This is a genomic window from Sphingomonas endophytica (genome assembly GCF_001476895.1).
Taxonomy (GTDB): domain Bacteria; phylum Pseudomonadota; class Alphaproteobacteria; order Sphingomonadales; family Sphingomonadaceae; genus Sphingomonas; species Sphingomonas endophytica_A.
Map to the genome: position 1 here is coordinate 22,144 of NZ_LDTB01000001.1, position 21,075 is coordinate 43,218.

At 67.2% G+C, this 21,075-nt stretch carries 16 protein-coding genes; 5 read left to right on the forward strand and 11 right to left on the reverse strand.

Annotated features, from left to right (window positions below):
- Positions 1 to 86 precede the first annotated feature (86 nt).
- The 3 genes from NS334_RS18060 to NS334_RS00150 form a co-directional block, all read right to left on the reverse strand.
- Positions 87 to 275, reverse strand: a complete 189-nt coding sequence (locus tag NS334_RS18060; RefSeq protein WP_153002520.1) for a hypothetical protein — start codon at positions 273 to 275, stop codon at positions 87 to 89.
- 356 nt (positions 276 to 631) lie between these two features.
- Entirely contained in the window at positions 632 to 1,330 is a 699-nt protein-coding gene (locus NS334_RS00145) for a hypothetical protein (RefSeq protein ID WP_058753952.1), read from the reverse strand.
- 527 nt (positions 1,331 to 1,857) lie between these two features.
- Positions 1,858 to 3,285, reverse strand: coding sequence for a tyrosine-type recombinase/integrase (locus NS334_RS00150; protein ID WP_058753953.1), 1,428 nt, complete (start codon positions 3,283 to 3,285; stop codon positions 1,858 to 1,860).
- A gap of 415 nt (positions 3,286 to 3,700) precedes the next feature.
- Here NS334_RS00150 and NS334_RS00155 point away from each other — a divergent pair, with 415 nt between their 5' ends.
- Positions 3,701 to 3,895: a hypothetical protein gene (locus tag NS334_RS00155; RefSeq protein WP_058753954.1), complete on the forward strand. Its 195-nt coding sequence runs from the start codon at positions 3,701 to 3,703 to the stop codon at positions 3,893 to 3,895.
- A gap of 442 nt (positions 3,896 to 4,337) precedes the next feature.
- On the opposite strand, the gene NS334_RS00160 is transcribed toward NS334_RS00155, so the two are convergent.
- The 5 genes from NS334_RS00160 to NS334_RS00180 form a co-directional block, all read right to left on the reverse strand.
- Positions 4,338 to 5,732 (reverse strand): coniferyl aldehyde dehydrogenase, encoded by a 1,395-nt coding sequence (locus NS334_RS00160; protein ID WP_058753955.1) that lies wholly within the window; start codon positions 5,730 to 5,732, stop codon positions 4,338 to 4,340.
- Between the two features lie 16 nt (positions 5,733 to 5,748).
- Positions 5,749 to 6,426, reverse strand: a complete 678-nt coding sequence (locus NS334_RS00165; protein WP_058753956.1) for a TetR/AcrR family transcriptional regulator — start codon at positions 6,424 to 6,426, stop codon at positions 5,749 to 5,751.
- Between the two features lie 81 nt (positions 6,427 to 6,507).
- On the reverse strand, positions 6,508 to 9,558 hold the full coding sequence (locus NS334_RS00170; RefSeq protein ID WP_058753957.1) for a bifunctional cytochrome P450/NADPH--P450 reductase: 3,051 nt from the start codon (positions 9,556 to 9,558) through the stop codon (positions 6,508 to 6,510).
- Between the two features lie 39 nt (positions 9,559 to 9,597).
- On the reverse strand, positions 9,598 to 10,245 hold the full coding sequence (locus tag NS334_RS00175; RefSeq protein WP_058753958.1) for a class II aldolase/adducin family protein: 648 nt from the start codon (positions 10,243 to 10,245) through the stop codon (positions 9,598 to 9,600).
- A complete protein-coding gene (locus tag NS334_RS00180) occupies positions 10,242 to 11,051 on the reverse strand; it encodes a triose-phosphate isomerase (protein ID WP_083500143.1) in 810 nt (269 codons plus the stop codon). Before NS334_RS00180 ends, NS334_RS00175 begins: the two co-directional genes overlap by 4 nt.
- Before the next feature lie 81 nt (positions 11,052 to 11,132).
- Here NS334_RS00180 and NS334_RS00185 point away from each other — a divergent pair, with 81 nt between their 5' ends.
- The 3 genes from NS334_RS00185 (at position 11,133) to NS334_RS00195 (ending at position 14,909) form a co-directional block, all read left to right on the forward strand.
- Positions 11,133 to 12,398: an aminotransferase class III-fold pyridoxal phosphate-dependent enzyme gene (locus tag NS334_RS00185; RefSeq protein ID WP_058753960.1), complete on the forward strand. Its 1,266-nt coding sequence runs from the start codon at positions 11,133 to 11,135 to the stop codon at positions 12,396 to 12,398.
- Between the two features lie 5 nt (positions 12,399 to 12,403).
- Complete coding sequence (locus NS334_RS00190) at positions 12,404 to 13,345, forward strand: carbohydrate kinase family protein (protein WP_058754097.1); 942 nt, start codon at positions 12,404 to 12,406, stop codon at positions 13,343 to 13,345.
- A gap of 85 nt (positions 13,346 to 13,430) precedes the next feature.
- On the forward strand, positions 13,431 to 14,909 hold the full coding sequence (locus NS334_RS00195; RefSeq protein ID WP_206542620.1) for a N,N-dimethylformamidase beta subunit family domain-containing protein: 1,479 nt from the start codon (positions 13,431 to 13,433) through the stop codon (positions 14,907 to 14,909).
- Between the two features lie 70 nt (positions 14,910 to 14,979).
- Here the strand turns inward: NS334_RS00195 and NS334_RS00200 are convergent, their stop codons facing one another.
- The 3 genes from NS334_RS00200 to NS334_RS00210 are packed head-to-tail and all read right to left on the reverse strand — an operon-like array spanning position 14,980 to position 19,886.
- Positions 14,980 to 16,107, reverse strand: a complete 1,128-nt coding sequence (locus tag NS334_RS00200; protein WP_058753962.1) for an MFS transporter — start codon at positions 16,105 to 16,107, stop codon at positions 14,980 to 14,982.
- Positions 16,104 to 17,543 carry an MFS transporter gene (locus NS334_RS00205; protein WP_058753963.1) on the reverse strand — a complete coding sequence of 480 codons (1,440 nt, stop codon included), beginning with the start codon at positions 17,541 to 17,543 and terminating at the stop codon, positions 16,104 to 16,106. The genes NS334_RS00200 and NS334_RS00205 overlap by 4 nt, the downstream gene beginning before the upstream one ends.
- 54 nt (positions 17,544 to 17,597) lie before the next feature.
- On the reverse strand, positions 17,598 to 19,886 hold the full coding sequence (locus tag NS334_RS00210) for a TonB-dependent receptor (protein ID WP_083500144.1): 2,289 nt from the start codon (positions 19,884 to 19,886) through the stop codon (positions 17,598 to 17,600).
- A 157-nt stretch (positions 19,887 to 20,043) separates the two neighbouring features.
- Here NS334_RS00210 and NS334_RS00215 point away from each other — a divergent pair, with 157 nt between their 5' ends.
- Complete coding sequence (locus NS334_RS00215; protein ID WP_058753965.1) at positions 20,044 to 21,039, forward strand: alpha/beta hydrolase fold domain-containing protein; 996 nt, start codon at positions 20,044 to 20,046, stop codon at positions 21,037 to 21,039.
- The last annotated feature ends 36 nt before the right edge of the window (positions 21,040 to 21,075 follow it).

Below are 21,075 nucleotides of genomic sequence, written 5' to 3' on the forward strand. Positions count from 1 at the left end.
AGCGGCGGGGAGGACGACGGCACACTGGAAGCAGTATCGTGAGCCTTCCGGCACCGGCACGGGCGGCTGCTTGCGAAGCCGTCCCATCAAAGCCACGTCTTCGGCTTCATGGGTGCGGAGAAGCCATCGACGTAGGAGATTTGGACCAAGCCGCCGCCGAGGTCAGTGGCGACAGCTCCGCCGTTCGCCGAGCCTCGAAAGCGCGACCTATCGTTGATCGCGAGGTCGTTCAGTTTTGGGTCGTAGGTTTCGATGTGAGTGGGAAGGTCGGCCATTCGGTTTTCCTTGGTGTGTGTTTAGGCTTCGTCGCGGTTGAGACCCCACGGCTCCCGGCGGCGGCGCTGCAAAGCGGCGGGACGAGGCTCCGGGGGCGGGGACAGTTTGGGCGCTTGCATGTCCGTGGACACCGCGACCGGCTCCACCTTCGCCACTCTGGTTTGCAGGCGTTCGGATGGGAGCCGCTTGATGGGTTCACCCATGTCGACGCGGACCAGTCCCCCCGGCAACGCCGTCTCGGTTTCCCGATGGCGTTCAGCGAAACGGTTGGAGCCGGAGTCGTAGGGGTTCGGCCCGGTATCGCCGGGGCGGGTCGGTCGGCTGACCCATCCCCGCAAGCGGGAGTAATGGGCCATCAACGCATTTCGTGCTGACGGTTCTGGACGATCTTATCGACCCGCGCCGCGATACGCTGACTGCGCTGCTTCTCCGCCGCAAGTCGGCGCACTTCATGGTCCTCCGCTAGGCGTTCGTTCTGATCGCGAATGCGATCCTGCGTCACCTTCGCGGCTTCAGCGCGAAGCTGGTCACCTTCGCGGCCTTCAAGGAGGCGGATGCGACGGCGAACGTCTTCCAAGGCGGCTTCGCGGGCCCTGCGCGCTTCGTTCTGGTAGCGAGGGATGGGAACACCTTGAGGATTGCCCTCTTCGTCATGCTCCTTGCTGTATCCGGCAACATCCGCCAACTCATCGGACAGACGGTCTGCTTCCCGCTGCATATGATAGATTTCGCGCATGATGCCAAAACTGACGCGCTCGTACTCGTTCGCCTCTTTGTGGATACCCGCCAGTACCTTGACGCGGTAAGAATTCTTCTCCAGCTCCTCACGGATGAACTGGCGCTCGAAGATGGCGTGATCTGCCTTCACGGTGGCCATCTTCTCTGCAACGCGCTGTCGCATTTCAGGAGGTAGGCCCGTGAGGACTGGCTCCCCGAGCTGCACATTGCCCACTGCCGTAGCGGAGCTGGGAACGTCTCGGTGATCGAACGACGCGAGTTCCGCTTCGGTCGGGATCGGGGCCGGGGTAAAGTCGGGGATGGTAGTGTCAGTCATTGATAGGCTTTCGAGGGAAGCGCCAAGGCGGCGCGGGATACTGGCAGACACCAGCGGTGGGCCATCGGGCCTTGCGGGGCACGACGGGGCTTCTGATCCAAGGGATCAAAACTGAATGGGAGTGGTGCGCCCTGCCGTGCCCCGCTGGTCAGCAGGGCGCACCACAAGGGACCTCAACCCGCGACAACGGCGGGGAGGTCACCTGTCTGGGAATGGAGTTGTGAGAAGGTCGCATAGCTGAAGGTACACCTTCAGTATGATCCTTCCTCCGAGGGTGGGCTTTAATTGCGGGGCTGGGTCAAGCCCAATGGAAGGTCGCGTATCCGGCGACCGCTGCTGGTGAGCTTGACCGACCCCTTTTCCGCGGTGGTCGCGAGCGAGGCTAAATGCCTCTCCTGACCCGCAGCACTCCACGCTACCGACGTGGGGCTATTGGTCTTAAGGCCGGGGCATCAGAGGCGGGATCTTCCTAGGTTACCCTTATATATGTTCCACCCTCCGAGAGTGAGCTTTAATTGCGGATGCGGTCAGGTGAGCAGGCCCGGATAGGCCAACATCGCGACAATCTGGGCACGACGCTGAAGAGATACGCCGCGCCCATACACTCCGAAAGTGATGCCCTTCTTTTCGTGACCGACGACCTGGGCGACCTCCGTTTCCGGTACGCTCGCCGCCTCCCACTGCGCCACCGCGTTCTTCCTGAAGGAATGGAATGCCGCCTGCCGGTCGGTGAACCCCAGTGACTGCTTGAACCGGGTGAACTCCTTCCCCGCGTCAGCGCCCGCCTTCTTTCCGGGTCCCTCGGGATTGAAGCCGGGCCACAGGCGATCTTCCGCCCCCCCTCGCGTCCGCGAGAGCAGCCAAGATAGGCTCGGGTGAACGGGCACCTGCCGGTTGCCCGCAGGCGTCTTCGCGTCCCTCACGTCAAACACGTCGATGTTGTCGACCTTCTTCAGGTTCGCCCATGTTAGGCTCGCAATTTCGTCCAGGCGCATCCCACTGAACAGGGCGACCAGCATCACCTCCCGCAAGTCGGATCGCTTCGGGCCGGGGTTTAGCAGGCGCTCAAGTTCCTCGGGCTCCCAGGGACGGTATCCCTTAACATTGACCCCGGCGCGCAGACGGGTGCGATGACCGCTGAAGGGGTTCCGGCCCTCGGCGTAGCCGCGTTCGCTTGCCCATTCCCATAGCGCCTGAAGGGTCGCGGCGTGGCGGTTACGCGTTGCGTCCGACAGGCCTTTGTCCCGGCCGCCAAAGGCGTCCTGAAGGTCGTCCCACGTCATGGCCCGTGCTGCGGAGGAACGTGCCCACGCGCTGTCGAGGTGGCGCAAGGCGTCCATGAACCGCGCCGCGTCCGGGCGGCCAATCCCGCGAATGGGCTTGTCCCGCCAATAACCCGCGAACAGCGCGAAGGTGGCGCGCTTCTGCTGCTCGGTGTTGCTTTCCTTCAGGCCCGTCTGAGTCTTCCACAGCTTCATGTAGTCGCTCGCAAGCTGGCTGAACGACGGTTCGAACTCATGCCGCACGTCAGGCTTGCGGCCAAGGAGGGTCGTTCGTGCGTCATGGAGAGCTGCCAATCTCGCACCCGCTTCAGGGGACGGCTCCTCCTCATGGGGCGTGGCCTCGGCAATCTTCTCAATCTCGTAATCGATACCCGCATCGACGGGCTCTTGTCCGAGGGTGTGAACCTGAAAGCGGCCCGCCGCCGCCGCTTGAAGGGTGTCCTCGTACACGCGCCGCAGGGTCGAACGAGCGTCCTGCGCCAGCCCCTCACGCTCTGCCCACTGTACCCTTAAGGCGTTCTCCCATTGGTCAGCCTCGATCTGAGCGAGCTTGCGGCTGGTGGCCTTCAGCGTGCGATACAGAAACTCGCGGTCGTCATGGTGCGGGCGGTGAACCAGGGGAATGCGAACCTTCGCCTCGAAGCGATTGTGACGTGGGCGGATGGCGGCCATGAGCGGTCCTGAAGGAGCGTGTGGGGCAGGTTTGTGGGGCAGTTCTGTGGGGCGCAAGCCCGCAGAAAACAAGCATTTCCTGCAAATTTAGGTGCTTGAATCCCCCTCTGCTCCGCCTCCTGCCGCCCCAGCCAATCCGGAGAATTGCTGGGCAAACAATGCCTTGCCCTTCAGAATCGAGCGATTGCCGGGCAGGTCCGTTGGATTATCAGCTACCCTTTCGAATCGTACGAGTCAGCTATATCCCCGTGTGGCAGTGTGCTGGCGTACCGGCCCGCCCAGGTGGGCAGAGCAGCGCGCTGTTTACCACCTCGCCACGCTGCCGAACACGCCGACCTCGGTCGCGCCGATGGCCTAGTCCGTAGGTCGACGTCGCCGATCTAGTCGAGATACTGTTCGCTCGCTTCGCGCTCTGTTGCCGCTGGCCGTCCGGACCGACGCGGTCGGGCCGGAGCCGATGAGCACGGCGGTGCTGGTGACGATCCTGCGCAACTGGCTATGCGTTTCGGGCGCGATCCGCGTCACGATGCCGCGCTGGGTGATGGCGGGGGCCGTTCGCCTCGGCATCTCGCCGGTGGCGCGCGAGGGCATGGCGGTGCTAGCGGTTTAAAACACGGCGCCGGCCGAGCCGCTGATCGCCATGACCGGCTTTCGACCGGCAACGATTGCCGTGGCCCGACGCCCGGCGAATGGGACCGATCTGCGGACACCACGGCTCGCGACTGCCGCTCTGATCCTGCGCACCGCGCTCGCGCAGGTCTTGTTCGCCGGTCCAGCGATGCCATGTTCGTCACCCCGGCGGCGACGAACATGGCATGGCGGTCGTAACGCTCCTTCTGCGGATACGCGGCGAGGCGCAAGCGGTCATACCCGCATGCGACCGCGCTCGTCAGGTCTTCGCGTGACGGGTGCAATCCCAGTCCACTTCCCGGCCAGCCAACTGGTCAGCGCCTATATGGCAACGACGCCGGTTACACGATTTCGTCGGCGCAATCCGCGAACCACGGATACTGCGTTGCGGCGGCTCGTAAGCGGAGTGCTGGCCTTCGGCGTCAGGCTTTCGCGAGCCAGTGGGCAATCCGGCGGCTGGTATCCGACCATGGTGGGCCCAGTCGCTCGAACACATTGAATGCGCCAACGCGGTAGACGGCCCGGTGATGGCTTAGGCGGCGGAAGCCTTCGCGGCCATGATAGGCGCCCATGCCGCTCGGTCCGATCCCGCCGAACGGCAGCGAATCCTGCGCGATGTGCAGCAGCGTCCCGTTGATCGTGACACCGCCTGAGGTACAGCTGTCCAACACCGCCCCTTCGGTCGCGCGATCGGTGCTGAAACAATAGAGCGCCAGCGGACGATCACGTTCGTTGACCACCGCCATGGCGTCGGCAAGGGTACGATAGCCGAGGATCGGCAGAACCGGTCCGAAGATTTCGTCGCGCATCAGCGTGCAATCCCGCGGTGGATCGATCACGAGGACGGGCGCCAGGCGGCGCGGGTCGTCGCCGGGCGCCTTATGGTCGAGTATGGTCGCGCCGGCCCCGCGCGCCTCTTCCACCGCCGCGACCAGCCGGGCGCGATGTCGGTCGGTCACGATCGCGCTATAGTCTGCATTGCCCGCGATCGTGGGATACCCGCGCTCGACCACCGCCATGACGTCGTCGGCGAAGGCGCGCACCCGGTCGTGCGGCACAAGGACGTAATCGGGCGCGATGCAGGTCTGTCCGGCGTTGATGAACTTGCCGAATGCCACCGAGCGCGCCGCCTTGGCCAGTGGATAGTCGGGAGCGACGATCGCCGGCGACTTGCCGCCCAGTTCCAGCGTCACCGGCGTCAGATTCTCGGCGGCGGCGCGCATGACCTGCCGGCCGACGTGGGTGGAGCCGGTAAAGACGAGATGATCGAACGGCAAAGCCGCGACCGCCTCTGCCACGTCGACCCCGCCGGTCACGACCGCCACCTCGTCCGGTGGGAAGCGCTCGACCACGACACGGGCAAGCAGGTCGGAGAAGGTCGGCGTCAGTTCCGATGGCTTGAGCAACGCCCGATTGCCTGCCGCCAGCGCGTCGGTCAGTGGCGAGAGAGCCAGCAGCAGCGGGTAGTTCCACGGCGAAATGATGCCGACCACGCCGAGCGGTTCGTACCGGACCCAGGCGCGGGCAGGCTGGAAATTCAGTTCGACCGGTCGGCGTTCGTCGCGCATCCAGCGCGCGACCGATCGGCGGGCATGGCGGATGCCGCGCACGGCGGGCACGATTTCCAGCAGTTGCGTCTCGTCGCGCGAACGGCCGCGAAAATCGGTGTCGATCGCGGCCGCGAATTCATCGGCATGGTCCAGGATCATCTGCCCCAGCGTCGCCAGCGATGCCTGTCGCCGTGCAGCGTCGGGTGCGGGCGTCGACCGCGCGGCGCGATGCAGGATGTCGAACAGGGTGCGGGCGGTCTGCGGCACGGGTGATCCTTCGGTATCAGGCGGGGGCCGGTTCGGACGAGGCCGTTCTGGCGGCGGCGTGACGGCGTTGCAGGTCATCGGCGTAGAGCAGCGTGGCGCGGCATACGCCCTCGATGATCCCCTGCGAGTCAGGGCCGGGATCCTCCAGCACCGCTTCCATTGCGGCGTAATGCATCTCGATCGTCAGCTTTGCGCAGGTCTGGAGCGCGTCGATCGGGATGGCCGGATAGAAGCGCGCATAGGCGATGGCGTGATGCGCCGCGACGGCGTTGCGCGATGCGATTCGCACCGCGTCGAGCATCGGTACCGCGCGCAGCGCACGCGTGATCGCGATGCTGCCGGGGAAGCTGCGGGTGATTTCGATGACGCGGTTCTGGATCTCCAGCGATCTGGCGACCCGTTCCTCGAAGGCCAGGTCGACCAGCCCGCCATCCTCCAGCCCGTCGAGCGCCGCTGCATCCTGCGCGCGCATCAGGCGATCACCCATTTCCTTCAGGATCGCGTACTTGTTCGGAAAATAGCGGTAAAGCGCGGGCGGGGAGAGGCCAGCCTCCTTGCATACCAGGTTGGTGGTTAACTGCTCGAAGCCGACCTGTTCCAGCAGCCGCCCGGCCGTCTCCACGATCAGTTCGAACGTGTCGTGGGAGCGCGGCTGCGACGGCCGCTTCTTGGGCGCGAGTTCGGGTTTCTTCATGCCCGAACCCTAGCAGGCGGCGGCGGCGCGACCCAAGCCCCTGCTTGGGCGCGGCAGCGCGGCGCGATCGATCGCCATCGCTCAGGCGAACGCATCGACGGCATAGCGGCCGGTATGGATCAACCGGCGCTCGCACCAGCGACGCGCGACGCGCTCCGACGTGTCGAGCGCCGCGGCGGCGACCGCGACCAGCGCTTTCTCGACCGCCGGGACCAGCCGCGCGGCGTCGCCGCAGACATAGACATGCGCGCCGTTCCCGATGAGCGCGGCGACCTGTGCGCCGTCGCGGCGTACTAGGTCCTGAACATAGCTGACGCCATCCGCCGGCTGGCGGGAAAAGGCGACACGCAGGTCGAGCAGGCCATCTTCGACCCAACGGGTCATTTCGTCGCGATACAGCCAGTCCTCGTCCGCCGAGCGGCACCCGAAGAACAGCATGGTCGCACCGACCCTCTCGCCGCGCGTTGCATATGCAGCCCGCTCCGCGATGAACCCACGAAAGGGGGCGATGCCGCTGCCCGCGCCGATCATGACAATCGGCACGGCCGGATCGGTGGGAAGGTGGAAGGCGCCGAGCGCCGGCTGGATCCTGGCCGGTACGGTGTCACCGGGCGCAAGGCCGGCGAGGAAGCTCGACGCGACGCCCAGGTGGCGATGCGCACCGCCGGTCGCGGGTTCGTCGACCACCGCCACCGTCAACGTGCAGTGGCCGGGCTCGGCCAGCGGCGAAGAGGAGATGGAGTATCGCCGTGCCGTCAGTCGGGGCTGCGCGGCGACGAAGGCATCGGGCGCGATACGGGCCGACGGAAACCGCTCCATCAGCGCGATCATGCTGGTGCGCGGCGCGACGATCGCCTGCGCATAGTCCGCCGGATTCCGCAGCGCGGACAGGCCGTCCCGCTCTGCCGGTAGGGTGGCGGCCGCGATCAGCAGATCGATCTGTTCGGGCGTGGCGGGGCGCTCCAGTTCGACCTCGTGAGTCAGCGTCGCGCGCAGCGCCGGCGTCACGACGCCGAGCACCGCCAACGCGCGATCGACGGTCGCCGCCGGTTGCTGCGGCAGGATCGCGAGATGATCGCCGGGGCGATAGCTCACGTCGTCGGGCAGGCGCAGGACGATGTGGCGCTTGGCGCGCCCCGGCGGCAGGCCGGGTGCGGTCAGCAGCGTGTTGGCGACGCAGGGCAGGCGCAGCATGTCCGGCGCGTTGGACGATGTGGCGATCGAACCATGCGCCACGATTGCGCCGGTCGATCGCTCCGTGGCCAGCGCGTCGACAAGACCGGCGCACCACCCCTCGAACGCGGCCCTCATGTCGCCGACGGCATTGACCTCGCCGCGATCGAGCAGCCGCGTCGCGCCCGCCGCCACCAGCGCGCGGTCGATGCGCTTCGGGATCGCCTGATAGGTGCGTGCCCATTGCGTGTTGCCGCAGCCCAGCACCGCAATACGGGCCCCGTCGAGCGTGCCCGCCTGCTGTGCGTCCAGCCACGCCACAAACGCCCGGGCGTTGTCGGCGGGCTGCCCCTCATAGGAGGCGGTAACGATGACGACCGGACGGTCGGTGGGCAGGCGCCCGGCCCAGGCGTCGAGCGTATCGAGCGTCGCGGCCCAGCCGATGCCTGCGATCCGCCGGGCGATGCTGTGCGCAAAGGCCTCGCTGGTGCCGGAATTTCCGCCATGGAGCAGCAGCAGCGCGTTGGTCGCCTCGCCCGGCGGGGTGTCCGCACCGACCGGCTCGGGGGAGGCGGTGCCGGGCCGGACGATCGGTGTGCCGCGCGCACGGGCACGGATGGTCAGCCCTTCGGGCTTCATCGTCAGCGTCTCGGCGACCTTCAGCCGGTAGCCGGGATCGGTGCGTTCAATATCGAACCGCTGGAGCAGCATGGCGAGAACCAGCTGCGCTTCCTGCATGGCGAAGCCGCGCCCGATACAGGCGCGCGCGCCGTTGCCGAAGGGTTTCCAGCTGTTGGGCGGCAGCCGTTCGGCCGCGCCGTCCGCGAAGCGATCGGGCCGGAACCCCTCGGCATCGTCGCCCCAGACCTTCGGATCGCGGTGCAGCGCCGGCAGCAGCACCAGAATGTCGTCGCCGGGCTCAACGCGATACGTGCCCTGAATCGTGGTCGGTTCGTGCGGAGTGACCGAGAATCCGGGGGCAGTCGGCCATAATCGCAGCGTCTCCATCAGCACCCGCTCGATCAGGTCCAGGCGGGGCAGATCGTCCAGCGTCGGTTCGCTATCCCCCAGCACCGCATCGACATGCGCCCGCGCGCGCACCAGTTCGGCCGGGTTGTCCAGCAGAAGATGCACCGCGAACGACAGCAGGCCGCTGGTCGTCTCGTGCCCCGCGATCAGGAAGGTGACGAGCTGGTAGCGGATATTCTCATCGCTGAGCCGCTCGCCATCGCGACCCGCGAGCATTACGTCGAGCAGGTCGCCGCGCGCGCCGATCCCCTTGCGGCGACGATCGGCGACCAGTTCGTCGGCCATGTCGTGCATCACTGCGATGTCGCTCCGAAACTTGCGACGGGTGCGTCGCATCGCGCGGGTGACGAAGGCGGGCCGGCGCTGCCGCGCCGATGCCTCCACCAGCGATCCGACCATCGCATCCACGAACGGATGCATATGGTCGCGGTAGAAGCTGTTGAAGCGGTAGTCGAACGCGCACAGCGCCAGCGTGTCGAGCGTCAGCCGGGTCATGGAGTCGGCGACGTCGATCTGCTCCTCGGGGCCGAAGCGCTCCCACCGGTCGAACATCTGTCGCGCGATATCGAGCATCTTGTCGAACATGCCACGAATACCGAACGGGCCGAACGCCGGCATGAGGACACGGTGCGCCAGCGCCCAATTGGGTTCGTAGTTATGCGCGGTGAACAGCCCGTCGCCGGTTGCCGGGCGGACGAAGGCGAGCGCGTCGTGGATGAACTTGCCGAAGCGGCGTTCGTCGCACAGTTCGTTCACGATCGCCTGCGACGAGGCGACGATCGTGTCCTTGCCCAGCACCGGCAGGCGAAAGATCTCGCCATGTTCGCGCGCCAGACGCGTCACGCTCTGTACGGGGGCGTTGCCGTCCAGTTCGAACAGGCTGCCGACCAGCGGCCTGGTCGGCGAAACGGGCAGGGGAATGTCGGTCATCGCAGCGCGCTCGTGATCAGTGGCGTAGGGGGCAGGCGGTCAGGCGCGCGTGCCATAATGTTCGGCGCGCGCCTTGTCGGCGAACGCCTGCCATTCGGCCGGGGACAGGAGATAGGGATCCCCCAATTGCCGAGCGAGCAGATACTGGCGACACATGATCTCCAGCCGCTGCGCCAGCATCACCGCCTCGGCCAGGTCGCGCCCGCGCGACAACATGCCGTGGCTGCCGAGCAGACAGGCACTGCGCCGCGTCAGCGCCCGCGAGGCCGTTTCGGCCAGTTCCGCCGAGCCATAGGTGTAGTACGGGACGCACGGCACGTCGCTGCCGCCGAACAGACCGACCAGATAGTGAAAGCCGGGCAAGGGCCCGATGCACGACATCGCGACGACATGGTCGGAATGGGTGTGGACCACGGCGTTGGCGTCGGCGTGATCGCGATAGACCGCCCAGTGCATCTGCCATTCGCTCGACGGGCGATGACGGCCCTCGTGCGAACCGTCGGGGCGCACCAGCACCACCTGTTCCGGCGTGATCGTCTCGTCCGCCCCGGTGCAGGATATCAACATGCCGTCACCGTACCGGACGCTCACATTGCCGGAGGCCAGCTCGTTGAGTCTCAGATCGGTAACGCGCCGATATTGCTCGACAAGGGTTCGACGCAGATCGGCTTCGTCGGGGCAGGTCATGCGGGCAACTCCGTGAGGGGCAGGGGCGCGGCAGATACGGTCGCGGCATCGACCAGCGCGGCGAAGGTCGCGGCGGGCAGGCTTGCGCGGCCGATCAGCACCCCGTCGACCTGCGGGGCGGCAAGGATGGCCGCGGCGCCACCGGCATCGACCGCGCCGCCGTACAGGATCGGCACGTCGTCCGCCGCATCGCCCCACAGCGTCGCCAACGCGGTGCGGAGCGCATCGTGCATCGCGGAAATCGTCGCGATCGGTGCCGCGTCGGCGCCGCCGATCGCCCACGGCGGCTCATAGGCGATCGACAGCCTGCGGAACGCCGTGTCCGCCGGCAGGCAGGCCAGCAGGTCGGCAACATCGCCGACGCACAGCAGGACGTCCAGCCCCGCTGACAGGGCAGTCCTGATCTGTGCGGCGAGGTCCGCCGGGGTCGGGTGCGTGCGCGCGCGACTTTCGACATGGCCGATGATCGTGAATGTCGCGCCGGCCTCCGCGGCGAGCCCCGCCGAAATGGCGCCGGTGAAGGGGCCGTCAGGCGCACCGTGTACGTCCTGCGCACCGATCGCGATCGCGGCCAGTCGCGCCCGCGCCGCCGCTATCAGCGTGGCGGGCGGACAGATCGCCAGCGCGACCGGGAGCGTGACCGCCCTGCGATCCATGTCGACCAGCGCGTCGATCGCTGCCGTGGATCCCCGCATCTTCCAGTTCGCGACGATTCGCGGGACGGCGCGACGCGGCACGGGCGTATCAGCAACGGACATGGCAAATTTCCCCGAGCATGGCCGACGTAAGCTAGCCGTAGCTACCATAAACTGCCCGCAGTTCAATAGGAAGTTGACGAGCCGTCAAACGTCATTCACGATAGCTTAAACTATCATACGGAGAGCTTTATGACCCAGCCCCTGCCGCTTCTCGAACGCGCCGCCGCCGTCATACCGAACGGCATGTACGGCCATCAGAACGTCGTGCTGCTGCCCGAGGGCATGCCGCAGTTCTTCGACCGGGCAGAGGGAGCGACGCTATGGGACGACCAGGGTCGATCCTATCTCGACTATATGTGCGGCTATGGCCCGAACCTGTTCGGATATGGCCACAAGGAGATCGACGACGCCTATGTCGCCCGGATGCGGGCGGGCGATACGATGACGGGCCCGGCACCGGTCATGGTGGAGCTTGCCGAGGCGATGACCGCGCAGGTATCGCACGCCGACTGGGCGATGTTCTGCAAGAACGGCACCGATGCCACGACGATGGCGATGATGATCGCGCGGCGTCACACCGGGCGCAAGACGATCGTGCTGGCCGCCGGCGCCTATCACGGGGCTGCCCCCTGGTGTACGCCGTTGAAGGGCGGCACGACGCCGGAGGATCGCGCCAACCAGATCCATTACATCTACAACGACGCCGAAAGCCTGGAGGAGGCGGTGCGCAAGGCGGGGAGCGACCTCGCCGCGATCTTTGCGTCGCCGATCAAGCACGACACGTTCGTCGATCAGGAATTGCCCGATCCGGAATATGCCCGCCGCGCGCGCGAGCTTTGCGACGAACATGGCGCATTGCTGATCGTCGATGATGTCCGCGCCGGCTTCCGCATCGCGCGCGATTGCAGCTGGGCGAGCGTCGGCGTGCAGCCTGACCTGTCGTCGTGGGGCAAGGCGATCGCCAACGGCCATCCGATCTCCGCGCTGCTGGGCGCCGACAAGGCGCGGATGGCGGCGGCGACGATCTATGTCACCGGCTCCTACTGGTTTTCGGCCGCGCCGATGGCGGCGGCGATCACGACGCTGCGGCTGATCCGCGAAACCGATTATCTGGAGCGCACCATCGCACTAGGCGATCGATTGCGTGCCGGGCTGGACGCGGTGGCGACGCGCCACGGCTTCGGCCTGCGCCAGACCGGGCCGTCGCAGCTGCCGCTCATCATGTTCCACGAGGATGAGGGGTTCGGCACCGGCTATGCCTTCTGCAGCGGGCTGTTGCAGCGCGGCGTCTACTTCCATCCGTGGCACAACATGTTCATTTCCAACGCGATGACCGAAGCGGATATCGACCTCACGCTTCAGGCGGCCGACGATACGCTGCGAGATGTGCGCGCCGGGCCGAAGCCGGGGCCGGTCGAGAAGCTCCAAATCCTGGCGCAGCTGGCGGCGGAGTGAGCGCGATGACCGACCTCTTGTGCATCGGGCTGACCACGCTCGACATCCTCGGCCGCCCGATCGAGCATATTCCCGATGCGGAGGGCACGACGCTGATCGAGGAGATCGAGGTGGTGCCGGCGGGCACGGCGGGCGGCGCGGCGATGGTCGCCGCGCGGCTTGGCGTGTCCGTCGCTCTCGCCTCGGCGATCGGCGACGATCGCAAGGGTCGGATCATCCGGGCCGAACTGGCAGCGGCCGGCGTCGATGACCGGCTGCTCAAGACGCTGCCGGGTGTGCCGTCCTCGGCGACGATCCTGCCGATCGACCGGGCCGGGAGGCGCCCCAACTTCCATGCGCTGGGCGCGTCGATGATGATGACCATCGACGAGGAGCTGCACGCGGCGGCGGCCGCGGCCCGCGTCGTGCACTGGGGCGGGATCGGCGCGCCGGGCCTCGACGGCGGACCGGGCGCGGCGCTGCTGGCCGCCGCGCGGGCGGCGGGCGCGATCACGACCTGCGACCTGATCGTCACGTCGCCCGCCGTGGTCGACGAACTGAAGCGGGTACTGCCCCATGTGACCTGGTTCCTGCCGAGCGCTGCGGAGGCGCTGACCCTGACCGGTGCGTCGACGGTGGAAGCGGCGGCCGAGGTGTTCCTCGGCTGGGGCGCGCGGCATTGCCTGGTGAAGGATGGCGCGAACGGCGTGGTCATGGTCCTGGAACCCGGCAGCGCGCGGCGGTTCCCCGCCTTCGATGTGGTACCGGTCGACACGACGAGCTGCGGCGACGGCTTCTGCGCCGGATTCGTGGCCGGTCTAATGCGCGGACTGACGGTGAAGGCGGCGGTCCGCCTCGGTGCCGCGACGGGGGCGTTGGTCGCCGGCGGGTTGGGGACGCTGGGCAAGGTGCAGAGCTATGCGGCGACGCTGGCGGCAAGCGAGACGATGGCGGAAAGGGCGGCCTGATCCGCGCGATCCATGGGGTAGGGAGAGACTTGCGATGATCGCCTGTTATACTGATCGCTACACGGCGCGACCGGGAGAGACGGTCATGCTGCACGCTTCCGCATCCCATGGTCCGTGCACGTTGCGGATCGACCGGGTTGGGCGCGAGCGCCACACCGTCTGGACGCTGGCCGATATCGCCGTCGGCGACCATCCGACCCCGCCGGATGCCGACCGCGCCGGATGCCGCTGGCCGGTGGCGACGGGGATCGAGATCGGTGCCGACTGGGCGAGCGGCTATTACGATGTTCAGCTGACCGACGCCCGGGGGGAGGTCGCGCATCATTTCGTCTGCGTGAAGCCCGCCGTCGATGCGCCGCGCGCGCGACTGGCGATCGTGCTGACCACCAACACTTATCTTGCCTATAACTGGTGGGGCGGGGCGAACGCCTATTCCAACGTTACCGCGCTGATGACCGGGCAGGCATCGTTCGACGACGCGATGGGTCAGGCGATCGGCGTCCTGTCGACGCAGCGCCCGTTCGTGCCGCTGATCGTCTCGGCACCCGACGACATCCCGCGGCTGGTCAACATGCGCAAGCGCGCCTTTCAGGAACAGCCCTGGGCCGCCGACCCCGAGTGGATGCGCGACCATGCTTTCTCACCCTATGACGGGTCGGCCGGCTTCCTGAACAAATGGGAGCATCGCTTCGTCGAATGGGCGGAGACGGCGGGGTACACGCTCGATTACTTCACCGATTACGATCTGGAGGTGGAGGAGGTGCTGTCCGGCTATGCCGGGGTGCTTTTCGTCGGCCATAGCGAATATTGGGGCATCGGCGAGCGCGCGCAGGTCGAACGCTATGTCGATGCCGGTGGGCGGATCGCGATCCTGTCGGGCAATACCTGCTTCTGGCGGGTCCGCTTCGAAGATGACGGCGCGACGATGATCAACCACAAATGGCGCGGGCTGGAAGCCGAGCCGGAGGGATCGGCGGCGCCGATCACCCATCTGTGGTCGCTGCCGGAGATCGGTGAGCCGGAGGCCGCGCTGACCGGCCTGTCCTTCCTGTTCGGCGGCTATCATCGGCTGGGTTTGTGCGCGGCGCGGGGGCAGGGCGGGTACACCATCTACAACGACCGCCATTGGGCGCTGGAGGGCACCGACCTTTTTTATGGCGACGTGATCGGCGATGCGTTGCCGCTCATCGGCTATGAAAGCGACGGCTGCCGGTTCGACTTCGGGGACGACGGATTGCCGCGGGCGATCCCGCAACTGGGGGTGCCTGCCAATCTCGAGATCATCGGCGTCGCGCCGTGCGCGTTCGGCGAGGAAGCGGATCGTGGCTATGCGCCGGTCATTCCACCGGAGCGTCTGGCCGTGTGCGCGCGCGTCACTTACGGCGACGATTCCGAGGCGAGCCAGCTCCGGATGCTGCGCGGTCATGCGGTGATCGCATCGTTCCGGCGCGGCACGGGCGAGGTGTTCAACACCGGCACGACCGAATGGGCGCACGGGCTGGCGGCGGGTGACCCGTTCATCGACCGGATTACCCGCAACGTACTGGACCGCTTCTCGGCCTGAGTCGAGAAGCGCCACCCGGTGAGGGCGGGTGCTTCCGGTGGCTCAATATGCGGCGCTTTTTTCGCCTGCGTTAGGATGATCCGATACGTCCCTGCCGACGCCCGGCCAGGGTCAGCGTGACCAGCGCGAGGGCGAGGCTGGCCAGCGCGATCCCGCCGATCGCGCCGGGGCCGGCGGCGGCGACCCCGATACCGGCCACCAGCGGCCCCAGCGCGGACCCGATCAGCTGCGCCGCGCCGACCAGGGCCACGCCCCGACGGCCCGGATCGATCGCTGCCAGCCTGCCGATCAACGCGGGGATCAGAAGCATCCATACCAGCCCGAAGGCGATCGCGCCGATGACGAACAGCGTGCCATTGCCGACGAACAGGATCGCGCCGGTCGCCAGCGCCGAAAGCGCCGCGAGGCGTCCGATCGCGCGGGGCGTGCGAACCCAGGCGATCATGGCCCCGGCGACCTGCCCGAGCAGCGCCAGCGGGACGGTCATCGCCAGCAGGCCGGCCGGCATGTGGTGCGCTCTGCCGATCGGCTCCAGATAGACCCAGATCGCCACCAGATAGGCCATGAACAGCAAAACGCTGAACAAGCCGATCCGCACGGCTATCGGGATCGGCGCGCGCCCGGCGGACGGATCGGCTGCGGCCAGCCCGGCGACCGGCAGGCGCGTAGGCAGGAAGGGCACCGCGATCAGCCCCGACAGCACGAGCGCGCCGAGCGCCGCGTGCGCGCCGATGCTGCCTGCCATCGGGATGATCCAGCACGCCAGCACCAGGGCGAATGCCGCCTGCGCCAGCGTCTGCGACCCCAGGTAGAGCGCCGACCAGCGCCCGGGCGCCGTGGTCCGCGCGATGAACGTCAGGGTGGCGGCGATCATCACCCCCTCTCCCAGACCGGCCAGGAGGCGCAGGATGGCAAAGACCGTTTCGCCGGCGAAGCCGCTGGCGAGATCGCACCCGGCGGTGAACAGGATCGCGGCGGTCATCGGCCTTCGCCAGCAGTGTCGCTCGAACAGCCGTGCCGCCCCGCCGGCGGCCACGCCCATCGCAAGCAGTTCCAGCATCGCGACGATGCCGATGATCGCCTCGCCGGCCTGTCCGTCGACGACGGCGGCACCAAGCAGCTGCGGCTGGATACCGGGCGGCAGGACGCCCAGCACCCCTGTCGCCAGCAGCGGAAAGGAAGCGACGGGGCGCGTCACCGCGCGACAGGACGCCCGCCGCCGCGTACCAGCGACAGCCCGGCCAGCCCGATGACGAGCAGTACCGCGATCGGCACCATCCCCGCCTGTTGCGTCGCCCAGGTCGCCGTCGCCCAGCCGACCAGCAGCGGGCCGAGCCAGCCGGTCGTCGCCGCGGCGAAGGCGGCGAGGCCGAAGCAACTGCCGACCCGCTCGGCGGGGGCCAGCGCGACGAGCAGGGTTCGCGACGATGACCAAGCGGCGATCTGGAACACCAGCCCGGTCATGGCGATGCCGAGAAAGGCAAGATCCGGCAGCGTGGCGAACGGCATGTTCGGCAGCGGCACCGGCGCGGCCGTGTTGTCCCATCGCCACAGGTACAGGATCTGCCGCGGGTTGGTGCCGATCATGCCGATCAGCGCGATCAGCGTCCCTGCGATCTCGATCTGCAAGGCACGGCGTGGCCCGACGCGCTGGTCGAGGTAGCTGGCCAACGCACCGGCTCCGACGCCGCCGATCGTGGCAAGCAGGCCATAAGCCAGCATCTGTGTCGCGCCCCAGCCCATGATCCCCGATGCGAATACGCCGCCCATGATGAGCAGGACCATGCCGGCGTCCTGCGAGACGGTGCGCACGACGATATAGGTCAGCACGTCCCGTTCCCCCCGCAGCCCGGCGAAGCCGGCGAAGGGATTGCGCTGTCCTGGCGCTGGCGTCGCGTCGCGCGGCGGCCGGGGCGCGTCGCGCGTGAACAGGAACAGCGGGATCGCACCCAGCGCGAAGACGATCGCGACGATCGGGCCGACGATCCGCGACGTTTCGAATGTGGCATGGTCGAGGCCCAGCAACGGCTGCGCCGGCACGATGCCGGGGGCCGCGACGGTGCCCGGCAGCGCGAACGCCCACAGGACGGCGGCGATCAACGCGAACCCCACGACGTTGCCCAGCGACAGCGCCAGCCCCGACGCGCGCGACCGGGCGGCTGGCGCCGCCGCCGTCGGCAACATCGAGGAAAACAGAATGTCGATCATGGTGAACAACAGGCCGGCGATCGCCAGCATCGCCATGATCGTGCGGACCGACAGCGGTCCATCCGGCGCGGCGAACCACAGCGCGGCGACCAGCGGCACGAACACCGCCACGCATAATCCCAGCAACGGCTTGCGCGGCCCGATCCGGTCGATCGACGCGCCCAGCAACGGCGCGGCGATCGCCACGCCCAGTCCGGTGACCTTCCCGATCGTCGCGGTCGCTTCCTGCCCGGCGACGGGATCATGGATCAGCACCGTCGCGAAATAGGGCATGAAGACGTAGTTGCCGATCAGTCCCAGATAAGGGTCGCGAAAGCCCTGAAAGGCCGCCCAGCTGACGGCACTCCGATCCAGCCGGGTGGGCGCAGCAGGGTTGATGGCAGCGGCCTCGCCTGGCGGCGCCGCCATGGCCGTCATGGGATCCATGTTCCCTCCGTCGGAGAAGGCACCGCCGTCATCCACGCCGGTGCGCCTATGATGTCAGAAGCGCGTGCGGATATAGCCGCCGATCGTGCGCGGATCGTTCGGCGCGAACGAATAGACGCCGAACGTCTCGAGCGGGGTGACGTTGGTGGCATAGCGTTTGTCGAACAGGTTCTGCGCCCAGATGCCGAAGCTCAGCCGCCCTTCGCCGGTCGTCAGGCCGACACGGCCGCCCGCGAGCCAGAAACCCTTCTGGCGCAACGCCGGATTGTTGTCGGTCGTGAAGAAGGTGGACGATCGATAGGATCCGTTGAGGGTTGCCTCCATCCCCAGATGTGCCGAGAAATCATGGTTGTAGACGATGCCGCCCGAATAGGTGAACGCGGGTGCGTTGGTCAGGCGATTGCCGCTGAGATCGACCCCGGCCGACTGGAAGTCCAGATATTCGCTGTGGAGCAGCGAGATCGTGTTGACGATCTGAAGCCCCTTCAGCGGCGCGATGGTCAGCTCGGCCTCTCCACCATACATCCGGGCGTTGGCGGCATTGGTCAGCACCTGAATCGTCAGGTTGCCGCGCGGCTGGATCGAGAAGACCTGCAGATCCCGATAGTCATAGAAGAAGCCCGACAGGTTGAACCGCACCTTGCGGTCGAGCAGCGTCAGCTTGGTCCCCGCCTCATAGGCGTTGACGGTTTCGTTCCTGTACGGCTGGAGCTGCGCCGGATCGGTCGCGAAGCCGCCGAAGAAGCCGCCGCTGCGGAACCCGCGATTGTAGGTCGCATAGACCATCGCGGCGGGAGCGAGCTTGTATTCCACGCCCGCGCGCCACGACCAGTCGCCGAACGATCGCGACTGGTTGCTGCCGAACACCGGCACGACGTTTTCGAGAAGCAGCCGATAGTCGAACCGCTTGTCGTCGCGCGAATAGCGCAGGCCGCCGGTCAGCGTCAGCTTGTCGGTCAGCGCATAGTCGAGCTGTCCGAATGCGGCGTAGCTGTCCAGCTTCTGGCTGACCGGATAGGAATAGAGCGCCACGTTGTCGGCGACGCTCAGCCCCGTCGGATTGGCCGGCGTGGTGAACAACGGGCGGAGGACGCGCAGAACGTCGAACGACTGCGCCGCCGAGCTTTGGACGTTCAGGTAATAGCCGCCGATGACCCATTTGAGCGGGCCGCCGCCGTCGGATTGCAGCCGCAATTCCTGGCTGACGCTGCGGTCGCGGGCGAAATAGGTCGCGGTCAGCAGCTGGTCCGGGCCGGCCGTGACGTCGGTCGCCGCCTGGCTGGTGCGACCGAAATCATAGCCGGTCACCGATACCAGCGCCACTTTGCCCAAGGTCCAGGTAGCGGTCATGTCGGCGCGGAAATCGCGCGAGCTGACCGGCGTGGCGGCGTAGTAGCGACCACGATCGGGGTTCGGATCGGTATCGACGTAGCCGAGGATGTCGGTGCAGGCGGGCGTGTTGTAATAGGCGGCGGTACACAGTCCGTTGGCGCCAGCGGCGGCGGGGTTGCGCGGGATCAGACCGACGGGCGTGTACGCCAGGGTCGAGTCGGCTTCGGACCATGCGACATGGGCCAGCACCTCCAGATCCGGTGCCGGGGTGAACAGGAACGACAGACGACCGTCGGCCTTGCGCAGCCCGCGCAGGCGCTGGCCATTGAGTTCGTTGATCGCATAGCCGTCGCGGTACAGGTAGCTGCCCGAGGCGCGCACCGCCAGCAGGCCGGGAATTACCGCTCCGCTGACCGCGCCGGTCGCGTTGACCTGGTTGAAGGTGCCGACGTCCAGCTGGAAGTAACCATCGGGTTCCCAGGTCGGCCGCGCACTGATGACATTGATCGCGCCGCCGGTGGTGTTGCGCCCGTACAGCGTCCCCTGTGGGCCGCGCAGCACCTCGACCCGGGCAAGGTCGGTATAGGCGCCGATCTGTCCCGCCTGCGAATTGATGTACACGCCATCGGCATAGACGGTGACCGGGCTGGAACTGGTCACGTTGAAGTCGGACGAGCCGACGCCGCGAATGAAGATCTGCGGGACGCTGGTCGGGTCGGATACGCGCACCACCAGGGAGGGGGTCGTCGTCGAAAGGTCGCTGACGTTGCGTACGCCCAGTGCCGTCAGCTTTTCTCCGCTGACCGCCGTAACGGCGATCGGCACGTTCTGAAGATTCTCCTCGCGCCGTTGCGCCGTGACCACCACCTCCTCCACCCCCCCGGGTTCGTTGGTGCTCCGGGGGGAAGCGGCAGTCGGCTCGTCCGGTGCGACGGCGGTCTGCGCCATCGCCGCGCCACTCAACATCGATGCGGACAGCGACGCTGCCGACCAAAGCCACAGGGTCCTCATTGCGTTTCCCCTTCCCGATCTTCTGGTTCGAGAAATGGAAGCTAGCAAAAACTATCCAACGCGCAAGCGACTTTCATGCGGCTGTAACATTGCCTCTTGGTGTGCGCTCGACCACTGATTATGAAATGCATAGTAAACGCTATGCGAAAGGTCGGTCATGCAGGCTTTGGGCAAGAAGGCGGTGCTGGCCGGCGTCGCCGCGACGGCCGCGTTTCTGATGGCGCGCCGCACGTCCTCCGTGAGTCTTGGCGCCTGGCTGGTGACGAACGTGGCGCTGCCCATCGTGTATCGCGACGGTCCGACCGATCGGCAAAGCCTGCTGGCCGCGATCGGGAAGGATCGGGCGCACGGGCCGGCGCTTCCCCCGCGGCGGATGCGCGACGCGCTGAACTTCACCGATAGCGTCGGGCCGGCGGGACGTCGCTTCACGTTGGACGCGGGGCAAGGAAGCTCGCGCGGGCCGCATATCCTCTATTTTCACGGCGGTGCGTACGTCATGCAACTGGTCGCGCCGCAATGGACGCTGATCGGCGGCCTGGTGGAGCGGATCGGCGGTACCGTCACGGTGCCCTTGTATCCGCTGGCACCCGAGCATGATGGGCAGGCCGGACTGGCGATGGCGGACGCCGCCTTCGATGAACTTGCGGAACGTGTCGGCGCGCCGTCGATCGTCGTCGCCGGGGATTCCGCAGGGGGCGGTCTGGCGCTGGCGCTGACGCACCGTCGCCGCGCCGCCGGAAAGTCGTTGCCGGCCGGATTGGTCCTGTTCTGCCCCTGGCTCGATGCGACCGCCAGCGGGACCGACCAGCCCGATATCGAGCGTCGTGACCCGACGCTGACCATCGCGATGCTGCGTGCCGCCGGGCGGATGTGGGCCGGCGCGGAAGACCCTGCGTCGCCACCGTTCAGTCCGCTCTTCGGGGATCATTCGGGATTGCCCCCGACGCTGGTCTTCGCGGGGACGCGTGACCTGCTGTCCTCGGATGCGCGCCGCTTCGTCGCGATGGCGCCGGCCGTGAACCTCGAACTTTATACGGATATGTTTCACGTCTGGATGGCGGCGCCGATCGCGGAGGGACGACGCGCGCTCGACCGTGCCGCCGCGTTCGTGGCTGCGGCCGTGTCATCACCGGTTCGCGAAGCGACGGCCTGACGCAAGCGCCGACCAGCGAGCCATATGATATGCCGC